Below are 13,625 nucleotides of genomic sequence, written 5' to 3' on the forward strand. Positions count from 1 at the left end.
CCGAAAACAGTTTGCTTTGTGTCTTCGGGCAGGCAAACCCTGCCCCTACAGCTGACGATGGGATAGACCGGTTTGGTTTTGACACACTCCTACAGTTTATGATATAAGTGTAAGGAACTGTTGTAACTGCCTGCCTGAATATATCTTATACTTATTTTTTATCCTCTTTCCCATACTTACTGGGACTTACATTGAAGTGCTTTTTAAATACCTCTCTGAAATATTTGCTGTCGCAAAATCCTGTCATTTCTGCTACTTCTGTAATTGAGTACTTTTTTTTCTGCAACAATTGTGCAGCCGTATTCAGACGGAAGTCTCTGATATAATCGGCGGGAGACTGTCCTGTCAATGCTTTCAGTTTGTTATAGAAACTAGTGCGGCTCATGTTATGTAATGAGCATAAAGAGTCTACGGTAAAATCTGTATTATCAATATTATTTTTTATATTGTTCTTTACGTCGGTTATGAACTTCCAGTCCAGTGTGTTGGCTTCAGCAGGCAACAATCCCGGCTTTTCTGAATCCATTTTAGTGGCCATCGCATATCTTTGCCGTAATAAATCTCTGTTGGACAGTATATTGGATATTCTTGCCTTTAGCATTTTGATGCTGAATGGTTTGGTGATATAACCATCTGCACCGGTTGCCAATCCATTTAGAATATTCTTCTCATCGTTTAACGCAGTGAGTAATACGATAGGAATATGTGATGTTTCAATATTTGTTTTAATAGCTGTACATAGTTCATCTCCGCGCATTTCGGGCATCATAATGTCAGAGAGGATCAAGTCAGGCCAAAATTCTTTAACGATAATCAATGCTTCTTTTCCGTTGCTGCAAGCTTGTATGGTATAAGCTCCTGCAAGTGATGTGGCGAGATAACTGCGCAATTCATCATTGTCTTCTACGATGAGAATGCGTTGTAATAATGCGGCTTCAATCATTTCCTGTAGCTTTTCGGGCGTTTCTGTAACTTTCGCTTGTTCGACAACTTCTTTGACCGGCAGTTCTTGATTCGGCTCTACGATGCTGTAATGACGCAGATGCTCATAACCTTTATAGAAAATAAGTCTGATGTCTGTTCCCTGATGTTCGGTATTGTCGATATTGATTTTTCCTCCATGAAGCTTTACCAATTTCCATACCAACATTAGTCCGATTCCGCTACCGGTTATTTTAGAATTGATGGCATTGCTGCCACGGAAGTGCAGTTTGAATATTTTCTTTTTTTCTTTGGCAGGAATGCCAATTCCTGTATCAGATACCTTGACTTTCCAAGAGTCTTTGGTCTCGGTGACGCAGACGCTTACATGACCATAATCAGGAGTGTATTTCAAGGCATTGGATATGATATTCTTTAAGATGGAGTCCATCTTTTCTTTGTCAAACCATACTTTCGTTTCCTTGAAATTACTTTCGTAAGTAAAATCTATATTCTTTGTGGCTGAATAAGAATGAAAACCATTGCATAGGTTTTGCATATAAGTATTCAGCTCAAATTCAGCTATGTATAGCTTAGGTGAATAGACTTCGGTATGTTCGAAGTTGATAAGATTGGTGGTCAAACGTAACAAAGCGTCCACATTTTTCAGAGCAGTTTTCATACAGTTGAGTCCGCTTGCCGTCAACTGTGCTTTTTCACTCAACTCTTCTAATGGAGCTTTGATCAGGGTTAGCGGCGTGCGCAAGTCATGTGCGGTATTGATGAAAAATTGAGTTTTTTCATCGGAAATCTTTTTCTGTTTTTTTAGATAGATAATTCTGGTAATGATAAAAAGCAAGAGTATCCCTAGCACTATATAGCATAATATAGCCCAAAAACTGAGCCATGCCGGATGTGCGATTATGACATCGATGGTGCGTTCTTCGAATATGACATTCTGTTCCTCTTTGGACACAGCACGAATATACAGTTTGTATTTTCCGGGTTTCAGATTGGCGAAATGGATTATGTTTTCTGCTCTCGGGGGACTCCAGGTAGTATAAAAGCCTTCCAGTTTCCAGCTGTAAAGCACATTGGATGGAAAGTCGTAGTTGATGGTCGATACTTTTAGTGAAAAAGTATTTTGATTGTGAGACAGTTTCAATACTTTTATATCATCGATATCTTCCGTCAATGGAGAATTTTCTTCACCGGAGAATACAGGCTGATAGGATAGTCGGAAATCACTTAGAATAATTTTGGAAAATTGATAATGAGGAAATTTAATATCCTTGGGAAACTCGATGGCACCGTCTATGCTGCCGAATATAAATCCTTTATCTTTGAGTAATACACCGGCAGAAGCATTGAAGTTGGCAGACATAAGCCCTTGCTCTTTAGTCCAGTTATAGAATAATTTATCTTTGCTGGAAAAGCAGGTGATACCGTTTTCTGTACTCATTATGATATTTCCGTTCACTTCGGGCAGTATGGTAAAGATGCTGTTGGTGAGTAGTGCACAATTATCTGTGTGGAATTGTTTGAAGGTATTTTTGCCGGGGTTATAAATTATTAGACCGGAACCACTGGTACCGACGTACAATAATCCGTTGGGAGCTTGATAAAGAGTATTGATGTAAGTAGACTCTCCGGGAATCTCTATATATTTATATTGGCTTGTGTTCTTATTTAGCAGATACAAACCGGTAGCAGTGCCAATCCACATGTGGTCACTGTCTTTTTCTCTGATAGATGTAATTGAATTTACCCCGGGGTATAATTTTACCTTATTATTTTTTAAGTCAAAGCATTTTAGATTGTAATATCCTCCGGACCAGATATTTCCTTCGGAATCTTTTATCATATCTCGGATGTATTTGTCAGGGCGCATATTGATGGGCGTCAGCAATGAAGGAGAGAAGTACTCCACAGAAAGTGCTTTCTTGTTAATTTTGTAAATACCGGAAGTATATCCACCTGCCCAAATAATTCCGGGAGTAACTTCGCACAAAGCAATGAATATATGGTTCTTATCTTTGAGTTGTTTGTCAAAAGAACTCAGGAACGAATGCCATTGACGTGTTTTAGTATTGTAAAGACTGATACCGTTGCCGGTACCAAACCATAAGTCTCCTTCGCTATCTTCGATGATGGTATGCACATGATCATTAATCAGAGATTGCTTGTTGCCGATGGAATGTTTTATCCAGTGGTAGTTTTGATATCGGTTGTCGACTATGGTGATTCCCGTAGGATAATTGGCAAGCCATATTCTCTTTTCCTCATCCACATAGATATCATTGATGATATTTCCCATCATCTCGTTATTGCTTTCGTAGTTGGTGGTGAGATAAGGATGTATCACGCCACTGTTAGCCTGAATTTTGTAAATCCCCATACCTTCGGTAGCAATTAAAAGTTCATTCTCGTTCAGGGCACTGATTTGGGTAATATTGACATCGCTTAAATCTGTTTCGGAATGAAGAATTTGGCGCGTGGGCAAATCATAGGCAAAGATGCCCTTTTCGAATGTTCCGATAAACAGTCGTTTCAATACTCTGTGATAATAGAGTTCGCTGATTTGCCCTTTGATTTCATCCAATGGAGGAATGGGAATTGGCTGTAACTCATTGTCATTTATACAGCAATAGCGTATTCCCTTTTCTGTCGCAATAAAGAAATGGGAGTTGTCTGATTGTACCATAGAGGTAATGTTGCTGCTCAGTGGGTTGTAAATACGTGAAATTTGATCACTCTGCGTATTATATAGTATAATCGAATCTTTGTCGCACAGCCATATATTGCCTCGATTGTCTAAATAGCTGTATGAAATAGACAAGGATAAGTTGGCAGGTTTATAGGTGGGTATAAATCTGTCAAACTGATGATGATATTCAAATATTTTTCCGGTTTTACCTACAATCCATAAGTTTTCTTTCTCTCGAAACAGCCATGTAAGATGATTTTGGGCATTTCTTTTATTTTCTTCGTCAGCTAATTTATAGTGTTTTATTTCTTTGCCATTATAGCGGTCCATTCCCTCATTGGTAAGAAACCACATATATCCTTTTGAGTCTTTTTGAATGTTGAATATTCTTCGGTTGCTCAGTCCGTCTTCTATCCCTATATATTTGTACGTTTGCCCCATAGCGATAAAAGGCAGTAAAAAGAACATGAATAATATATTCCTTTTCATGCTAATTTTGGTTTTCAAATATGTAAACGCGATAATACTGATATGTTAGTTTTACAAAGTAAGAGAAAAAGAATAGAAGATACAACTAAAATGTATTCTAAATTAAGAAACAGTTTTGATTTTCTTATTTCTTTACTCAGTAACAAAAGTCTGTGGCAAGTATTGGATATGTTTTTTTACTTCGAAATCAAAAATAGGCTTTTCCTTTAAAGAAAAACTGGGTGTAAGCCACATTCTAAAAGATAGAGAACAAGCCGAGAAATAGGTTGAAAATATAATTCTTTGGCAGAAAAAAAGTGTAATTCTGATTGTTAATGAATTGCACTTTTATTATTTTTGTATACATATTATTTCATAATAAAATGCAACTACAGAGTTATGAAAAAGATTATTTTATTATACTTCATATGTTCTTTTTCTATATATGCGCAAGGACGGAATTTTCTTGCAAATGAAAAAACGAATGGAACAAGTACTATAGATAGTTTGTTCTCTTCGGTTAACAAACAATTGTCTGGTTATCCTTCAGAGTGTATATATCTGCAAACAAGCAAAGGAATTTATGAAGCAGGTGAAGACCTTTGGTTCAAAGCTTATCAGCTGGATGTACAAACCTTCGGCTTATCGGATAAAAGTAAGACTCTTTATCTGCAAATGATTAATCCGAAAGACAGCGTAGTCTGGCAAGAAAAATATCAAGACGGTATCGCCAATGGTATCAAAGGCGGTATCATAATAGGTGAAAATATCGGTAAATACTAGTAAGATTTTGGTAAATATATACTTAATTGGGATTAAGTCAAAAAGTGTGTGAGCATAATATTTTGAGAAAATTCGGGTCACTTATTATTCTTTGGGGGGTAAATGTCATACCACAAGCAAAGGGAAGAATAAGCCGTTTCCCATGGTCGGCCAAGGTCTTTTAAACGGAAGATTATTACAGTCTGCGACGGCAGACAGTACAGTCTACTGCAATGGACTGTACGGTCTACAGTAGCGGACTATACAGTCCGCTGCCGAAGACTATAGTAATCTGACGGACAGACAGGCATAATAGAAAGGATGAAAACGCTTAGTCCGGCTAATGAAACAACGTAGGGAGGGCGCCTATTTATGTAGATATCTTCGGCTTAACGAAAAAAGGAACCCGTTTTTAGCGGATTCCTTTTTAGCGGTGCGGACGGGACTTTAACTTACACAATCAAGAAATCTCATAAAACTGCAATATACTGATAATAATCAAGTTATTATAAATCGGCTATATTACTAAATATCATTAAATACCTTTTGCTATTCCAATTATTGGGTGTATATTTGGGTGTTGAATTTCAAACGCACCCAATTATGAATATCAAACGAAACATCATCTTTTCATTGGAAAGCCGGAAGAAGAACGGAGTGCCAATCGTGGAGAATGTCCCTATCCGTATGCGTGTGGTTTTCGCCAGCCACCGCATTGAGTTCACAACGGGCTACCGCATTGATGTCGCCAAATGGGATGCCGACAAGCAGCGGGTAAAGAACGGATGCACCAACAAGCTGAAGCAAAGCGCATCGGAAATCAATGCGGACTTGCTGAAATACTACACCGAAATACAGAATATCTTCAAGGAGTTCGAGGTGCAGGGATTCATGCCCACTACCGAACAGGTAAAGGATGCGTTCAACAGATTGCACGATGGGAAAAAGGAAGAGGAGGAAGCCCCGGTGGTGTTTCTCCCTTTGGAGGTGTTTGACGAGTTCATCAAGGAGTGCGGCACGCAAAACGGCTGGTCTGATGCCACCTATGAGAAATTTGCCGCAGTAAGGAAGCACCTTGAAAAGTTTGACAAGGGACTGACTTTTGAATCGTTGGACGAACCCAAGCTGACAAAGTATGTGAATTTCCTGAAAGACATCGAAGACATGCGGAACACATCCATCATGAAACAGGTCGCTTACCTGAAATGGTTCCTGCGCTGGTGTACCAAGAAAGGGTATTGCATGAACAATGCCTATGAGGATTTCAACCCTAAATTGCGGAGCACTCCGAAGAAAGTGATATTCCTCACATGGGACGAACTTAACCAACTCAAAAACTATCAGATACCCGAAACCAAGCAATATCTGGAACGGGTGAGGGACGTTTTTCTGTTCTGCTGCTTCACCGGACTCCGATATTCAGATGTGCATAACCTGAAGAAAAGCGACATCAGGGACGGATATATAGAAATCACCACGGTAAAGACCGCCGAAAGGCTTATCATCGAGCTGAACAACCACAGCAAGACGATACTTGATAAATATAAAGATGTGGAGTTTGAGGGGCATAAGGCTCTTCCGGTCATCAGTAACCAGAAGATGAACGATTATTTGAAGGAGTTGGGCGAGCTTGCCGGAATCAACGAGCCAGTAAGCGAGACCTATTATAAAGGGAGTAAGCGGATAGACACCATTACGCCCAAATACGCATTGCTGGGCACCCATGCCGGAAGAAGGACTTTCATCTGCAATGCCTTGGCTCTCGGCATTCCGGCTCAGGTGGTCATGAAATGGACGGGACACAGCGACTACAAGGCAATGAAACCTTATATTGACATCGCTGACGATGTGAAAGCCAATGCGATGAACAAATTCAACCAACTATAAAAAAAACAATCATCAAGTCTCATGGAAAGCCTGTAATTGGGCTTACCTTTGTGACTTTCAAAGCATACAACAATGAGTAACAACGATACCAATATAGAGAAAAGAAGTTTCGAGGCTTTCGTCAATGCCATCGGTTCAGAGATAGAGCAGGCGCAAGTCCGGCTCATCAGTGCCGCCAATGCACAGATGCTGTTCCATTACTGGAAGATGGGCAACTACATATTGTACCATCAGAACCTGCAAGGCTGGGGCAGCAAGGTCATCAAGAAACTGGCGCAGGCGATACGGTTCAATTATCCCGAAAAGAAAGGATATTCGGTCAGGAACTTGGCTTATATGTGCCAGTTCGCACGTTCATATCCATTGACCGTATTACGGAGTTTCATCGAAACCGATGCGAAATTGATTACTCCAAGTGTGCGGAAAATCACGGATGAAATCCAAAGCCTGAACAATGCTTCATTTACGCAAGAGCCTCTTGCGCAAATTCAATCCTCTGACAACAAAGAAGTTGCAATTATGCAAGAACCTCTTGCACAAATTCAGAATGTAGCACAGACAGTAGCTACCGTTTGCCGAATACCGATAGAGGATATAGAAAAACTGTTCCTTGCATCACCTGTGGCAAGAATCAATTGGGCGAGCCATGTGATTCTGCTGAACAGCTCACTCCCATTAGGCGTCGATTACTGGTATATGAAGCAATCCGTGGAAATGGGCTGGAGCAGCAATGTCCTGAAAATGCAGATTGAGAGCAAATTGTTTGAACGGCAAATCAACAGCCGCAAGGTCAATAATTTTACCGCCACGCTTCCCGCACCCCAAAGCGACCTTGCCAACTACCTGTTGAAAGACCCGTATATCTTCGACTTGGCAGGAGCCAAAGAACGTGCGGACGAAAGGGACATAGAGGAACAGTTGGTAAAGCACGTCACCCGATACTTGTTGGAGATGGGCAACGGATTTGCCTTTGTCGCAAGGCAGAAGCATTTCCAGATTGGCGACAGCGATTTCTATGCCGACCTGATTCTGTACAACATAAAGCTCCATGCATACGTAGTTGTGGAACTGAAAGCTACCCCGTTCAAACCGGAATACGCCGGACAGTTGAACTTCTACATCAATGTGGTGGATGACAAACTGAGGGGAGAGAATGACAACAAGACCATCGGGCTGCTGTTGTGCAAGGGCAAGGATGAGATTGTCGCGCAATATGCACTGACAGGCTATGACCAGCCTATCGGCATCAGCGATTACCAGCTCAGCAAGGCTGTGCCGGAAAGCCTGAAATCGGCGTTGCCAAGCATAGAACAGGTGGAAGAAGAACTGACTATGCTTCTTGACAATGAAAAGAACAGACAAAAGTAGGACACCTATGGCAGACAAGATACAGACGATGATTCTCCGATACGGGGAACTCAATAGAATATACAGGGACTATATAGACAATCGCGTTTTCTCTTTTGACAGACAAAAATTCATTTCCGATTTCTGTCAGGAATACAATGACATGAAGTCTTTTGAGGCTGCTATCCTTGAACTGGTGCTTGACAGGCAAAAAGAACAATACACCTTGATACTCAACAGCCTGAAAACCGAAATAGAAAAGAGCATACAGGCTTATGAGGTGTGCCCGTTGAGTGATAGTGCCGTAGAGCGTGCTTGCTATCGACACATGGAAAGGTATTCCCTTGAAATTGAAGCCCAACAGGATGTAACAAGGAGCCTAAGCAAGCCGCTGAATGAAGCCAACAACAGGTATGATTCCATTGGCTACAGGGAACATACTGCCGAAGAGGAAAAACAGGCTGAAAAAGAATATGAACGCTGCAAGGCTGAATATGACAAGGAAAGAGCCAAACTGAATGAACTCTATGACCAGCAAAAGGCAGCAAGGAAAGAGGCATTCCAATATATGAAGAACCGTTGTGCGGACATGTACCGTCAAAGCTGCCTTTTTCTGGATATATTGAAGAAATACATTCCTGACGGGAAACGACAGGACGAGCCGGGCAAGCCAATCAGTCAGCAGGAAACGGCGGATGAACAACAAGAGTATTTCAGCATGAAATTGCTTTCGCTCATTCATGAGGTATGTGTTGGAGAACAGTTCGAGGAAATTTCCGCACCGGATTTTTATGCCAATATGAACTTGCACCCCTGCAACTGCAAGTTGAGAATTAAACCGAGAGAGAAGATACGTGTATGCTATCTGATATTCCTCATGAGCGAAAAACTCTCCAAACAGGACAAGGACAAATGGAAAGCCGGGATACTGAAACTGCTGGATATTGATGACAGCTACTACAAGTCCAAGTACAAGGAGCCAGTTTCTGATTTCCCCAGTGACAGCAACCAGAAATTCGCCAAAGAAATGGAGCATATATTCAGATAATCGGTGACATATCCTGATATTTTACGAAAGTTCCACTTTTACCACTCAAATTAATTTTTGAGTGGTATTTTTATTTTCTGATATTCAATAATATACAGCGATGCTCGGATTATACCGCCCCCATCCTTACCACCCATAACCCTACCTAATTTTGCACCGTTCGAGAACAGAAATAACAGCCAGTGCGCAGGGCTGATTGTTGAATCAAAAAAGTAGAACTATGCAAAATCTACAAGAATTATTATCCAAACCCGTCTGGCAGATGACGGGTGAAGAGTTCATAATGTTAAGCAGACACGCTTCCGTTCAGACGGAAGCGCAGCCACAGCCCGTAACGGACACAAACAGAAAGTATGTGTACGGAATACCCGGCATAGCCAGACTGTTCGGATGCAGCCTGCCCACCGCCAACCGCATAAAGAAAAGCGGAAAAATAGACAAGGCTATCACCCAGATAGGGCGCAAGATTATCGTGGATGCGGAACTTGCCCTTGAACTGGCAGGGAAGAAAACAGGCGGACGCAAGTAACGGGAGGAATTGCTATGGACTATATGAAAGACATCCGGGAAATATCGGACGAACAGGCGGTAATCCTCTGGCAAGCCTCACGGTTGAGCCTGTCGGGAAAATACGAGAAAGCGCCAGAAATCCTCAGCGTGAAAGGTTCTGTAATCGGCACGTTGGGAAATTTCAGTGCATCCATCGGCAAAGCCAAAAGCAAGAAGACATTCAATGTGTCGGCTATCGTGGCTGCGGCTTTGAAGAACGGCACGGTGCTCAGGTATGCGGCTGAACTTCCCGAAGCCAAGCGGAAAGTGCTTTACGTGGATACGGAGCAAAGCCCCCACCACTGCCTGAATGTGATGGAACGCATCATGCGCATGGCAGGGCTGCCCGATGACAGGGACAACGAGAACCTTGAGTTCCTTGCCCTGCGGAAATATACGCCGGAGCAACGCATAAGGATTGTCGAACAGGCAATCTACCATACACCGAACCTCGGTATGGTAGTGATAGACGGCATCCGTGACATGGTGTATGACATCAACAGCCCCGGCGAATCGACACGCATCATATCGAAACTGATGCAGTGGACGGACGACAGGCAGATACATATCCACACGATACTCCACCAGAACAAGGGGGATGAGAACGCAAGGGGACATATCGGCACGGAACTGAACAACAAGGCTGAAAGCGTACTGCTCGTTGAAAAGGACAAAAGTAACGGGGACATCAGCAAGGTTTCTGCCATGCACATCCGTGCGATGGACTTCGAGCCGTTTGCCTTCCGCATCAATGAAAGGGCATTGCCTGAACTGATGGAGGATTACCAGACAGAAGCCAAAGCGCCCGGCAGACCCCAAGGTGAAAGGTTCGATGCCTGCAAGGACATTTCCGAGCAACAACACCGGATAGCACTGGAAGCCGCATTTTCGTTGCAGGACGAATACGGATATAAGGAACTGAGCAAAGCATTGAAAGAGTCGTATGCCTTGGTGGGTGTTCCGTTAAGCGACAACAAGCTGGTTAAACTCATCACAGTGTTGAAGAACAAGCGGATGATAGTGCAGGAGAACGGCAGGAAGTACAGATACGAACCGGATTTCCACTATTGACACGCTTCCTGCAATCACTTCACTTTATTCTCCGGGTCTATATATTAGGATAAAGCGAAGTGGTTGCAGGAGCGCATCAAACCGCTTCACTTTAAGCCGTATCCTATATATACGACAATAAAGTGAAGTGGTTATACAGCCAGTAACCTATAAACAGATACTGGCGAAAAGAAAAACAAACAATAACCGATAAAGACAATCATTTATGGACATACAGACAGCAAAACAAATCAGGCTGGAAGAATACCTTCACAGCTTGGGATATAGCCCGGTGAAGCGGCAGGGCATCAATCTATGGTACAAATCACCGTTCAGGGAAGAAACCGAAGCCTCGTTCAAGGTGAACACCGAGCGGAACCAATGGTATGATTTTGCGCTCGGCAAGGGCGGCAACATCATCGCGCTGGCTTCGCACCTCTATGCAACGGACAGCGTGCCGTACCTTTTGAAACGCATAGAGGAACAAGCACCGCACGTGCACCCCGTTTCTTTCTCTTTTCGCAAGCAGTCATTTACAGAGCCGAGTTTCCAACAGTTGGAAATCGTGCCGCTTTCTTCTCCTGCCTTGCTCGCTTACTTGCAGGAAAGGGGGATAAATCTGGCACTGGCGAAAAAAGAATGTAAGGAAGCGCGGTTTACGCACAACGGCAAACGGTACTTCGCCATTGCGTTTCCCAACATGTCGGGCGGCTATGAAATCCGCAACCGATATTTCAAGGGCTGTATCGCACCGAAGGAAATATCCCACATCAGACAGTCGGGAGAGCCAAAGGGCACGTGTTTCGTTTTCGAGGGATTTATGGACTACCTCTCATTTCTGACCCTGCGGCTCGAAAGCTGTCCGCAATACCTTGAATTCGACAGGCAGGATTACATGGTTCTGAACTCTGTTGCCAATGTTTCCAAAGCACTTTATCCATTGGGAAGCTATGAGCGCATCCACTGCTTTTTTGACAATGACCGTGCAGGAATGGAAGCCCTTCAGCAAATCCGCAAGGAATACGACAGCACCCGGCATATACGGGACGCTTCACAAATCTACAGCGGATGCAAAGACCTGAACGAGTATTTGCAGAAACGCATGGCGGATAGAAAAGAGCAAATGCAATTCGTCAAAAAGAGGAATGATGCGTTACCCAAGAAACCGAAAGGCTTCCGGTTATAGCCCACTATAACTACGCGCTTCGCTTGCGTAGTTGTGGGCTCTCCCGAGGGGCTTAGGACGCTGCCCTAAGAACCCGGCAAGGGCTTTCAGCCCTATGCAACCCGACCAAAGAGTGACCCTCTCTTTGGAAACTCCGCTTATGGGTTACACCCCTAAGAACCCCTTGCGGATATGCGCGGAAAGCAACAAACAGATTTAGTAAACAACTCAATCAGAATTAAAAGATGGCAACAAAATCAAGCATACATATCAAGCCTTGCAATGTGGCATCAAGCGAGGCTCATAACCGGAGAACTGCCGAGTATATGCGCAACATCGGAAAATCCAAGGTATATGTGGTATCCGAACTCTCTGCGAATAACGAGCAGTGGATAAACCCGGACTTCGGCAGTCCCGAATTGCAGGCGCACTATGAGGACATCAAACGGATGGTCAAGGAAAAGACTGGTCGTGCCATGCAGGAAAAGGAGCGTGAGCGCAAAGGGAAGAACGGCAAGATTATCAAAGTGGCAGGATGTTCCCCCATACGTGAGGGAGTATTGCTCATCAGACCTGACACCACACTGGCAGATGTGCATAAATTTGGCGAGGAGTGCCAAAGACGCTGGGGCATTACACCGCTCCAAATCTTCCTGCACAAAGACGAAGGACATTGGCTGAACGGACAGCCTGACCCGGAGGACAGGGAGAGTTTCAAGGTAGGCGAAAGGTGGTTCAAACCGAATTACCATGCGCATATCGTATTCGATTGGATGAACCACGATACAGGTAGGAGCCGCAAGCTCAATGACGATGACATGATGCAGATGCAGACCTTGGCATCCGACATCCTTCTGATGGAGCGTGGTAAGTCAAAAGCCGTAACAGGCAAAGAACATCTGGAGCGGAACGACTTCATCATTGAGAAGCAGAAAGCCGAACTGCAACGCATAGAAGCCATAAAGCGGCATAAGGAACAGCAGGTAGACCTTGCCGAACAGGAACTCAGACAGGTGAAATCGGAGATACGCACGGACAAGCTCAAAAGTGCAGCCACCGATGCCGCTACGGTTATAGCAAGCGGAGTGGGTTCTCTTTTCGGCAGCGGAAAAATGAAGAAACTGGAGCAGTCCAATGAAGAATTGCGTCAGGAAATTGCCAAACGGGACAAGGGCATTGATGACTTGAAAGCCCAAATGCAACGTATGCAGGAACAGCACGGCAAGCAGATACGCAACCTGCAAGGAATACACAATCAGGAACTTGAAGCCAAAGACAAGGAAATATCACGGTTGAATACCCTGCTTGAAAAGGCTTTCAAGTGGTTTCCGATGCTCAGGGAGATGTTGAGAATGGAAAAGTTGTGCGCTGCCATCGGCTTCACCAAAGAAATGATAGAGAGCCTCCTGACAAAGAAAGAAGCTATCAGGTGCAATGGCAGGATTTATTCCGAAGAACACAGGCGGAAGTTTGATATCAAGAATGATATTTTCAAGGTAGAAAGGAATCCGACAGATGACAGCAAACTGGTACTGACCATAAACAGACAGCCGATTGGCGAATGGTTCAAAGAACAGTTTGATAAATTACGGCATAGTTTACGTAAATCAGCAGAAGAGCCAAGAAAAAGTAGAGGATTTAGGATGTAATTCGATGGTACTTGATTGGATTTCAATAAAATTCTGTATTTTTGCAAACGGATTGAGGCAACTCTTTCCAAG

Annotated in this window: 8 protein-coding genes and 1 pseudogene; 8 read left to right on the forward strand and 1 reads right to left on the reverse strand. The window is 43.3% G+C overall.

The features are described from left to right. Window positions 1–151 precede the first annotated feature (151 nt). A complete protein-coding gene (locus HMPREF1534_RS14470; protein ID WP_018452790.1) occupies window positions 152–4,117 on the reverse strand; it encodes a hybrid sensor histidine kinase/response regulator transcription factor in 3,966 nt (1,321 codons plus the stop codon). Window positions 4,118–4,537: 420 nt separating this feature from the next. On the opposite strand from HMPREF1534_RS14470, the pseudogene HMPREF1534_RS14465 reads away from it, so the two are divergent. From HMPREF1534_RS14465 to HMPREF1534_RS14430, 8 genes and pseudogenes are all read left to right on the forward strand, one after another. After that, window positions 4,538–4,834 (forward strand): annotated as a pseudogene (locus HMPREF1534_RS14465) (hypothetical protein); the annotation flags it as partial. Between the two features lie 627 nt (window positions 4,835–5,461). Then, the gene (locus tag HMPREF1534_RS14460; RefSeq protein ID WP_018452791.1) at window positions 5,462–6,745 is read left to right on the forward strand and encodes a site-specific integrase; all 1,284 of its coding nucleotides are present in this window, start codon (window positions 5,462–5,464) and stop codon (window positions 6,743–6,745) included. A gap of 72 nt (window positions 6,746–6,817) precedes the next feature. Next, window positions 6,818–8,113 (forward strand): PDDEXK nuclease domain-containing protein, encoded by a 1,296-nt coding sequence (locus HMPREF1534_RS14455; protein WP_005937626.1) that lies wholly within the window; start codon window positions 6,818–6,820, stop codon window positions 8,111–8,113. 7 nt (window positions 8,114–8,120) lie between these two features. After that, window positions 8,121–9,140, forward strand: coding sequence for a hypothetical protein (locus HMPREF1534_RS14450; protein WP_005937628.1), 1,020 nt, complete (start codon window positions 8,121–8,123; stop codon window positions 9,138–9,140). 220 nt (window positions 9,141–9,360) lie between these two features. Further along, window positions 9,361–9,669 carry a DUF3853 family protein gene (locus tag HMPREF1534_RS14445; RefSeq protein WP_025066904.1) on the forward strand — a complete coding sequence of 103 codons (309 nt, stop codon included), beginning with the start codon at window positions 9,361–9,363 and terminating at the stop codon, window positions 9,667–9,669. Between the two features lie 14 nt (window positions 9,670–9,683). Beyond that, window positions 9,684–10,760, forward strand: a complete 1,077-nt coding sequence (locus HMPREF1534_RS14440) for an AAA family ATPase (RefSeq protein ID WP_005937631.1) — start codon at window positions 9,684–9,686, stop codon at window positions 10,758–10,760. Between the two features lie 205 nt (window positions 10,761–10,965). After that, window positions 10,966–11,925, forward strand: coding sequence for a toprim domain-containing protein (locus HMPREF1534_RS14435; RefSeq protein WP_005937633.1), 960 nt, complete (start codon window positions 10,966–10,968; stop codon window positions 11,923–11,925). Between the two features lie 224 nt (window positions 11,926–12,149). After that, window positions 12,150–13,553 carry a coiled-coil domain-containing protein gene (locus HMPREF1534_RS14430; protein WP_005937636.1) on the forward strand — a complete coding sequence of 468 codons (1,404 nt, stop codon included), beginning with the start codon at window positions 12,150–12,152 and terminating at the stop codon, window positions 13,551–13,553. Window positions 13,554–13,625 lie beyond the last annotated feature (72 nt).

The sequence above is a fragment of the Phocaeicola massiliensis B84634 = Timone 84634 = DSM 17679 = JCM 13223 genome, assembly GCF_000382445.1.
Classification (GTDB): Bacteria; Bacteroidota; Bacteroidia; order Bacteroidales; family Bacteroidaceae; genus Phocaeicola; species Phocaeicola massiliensis.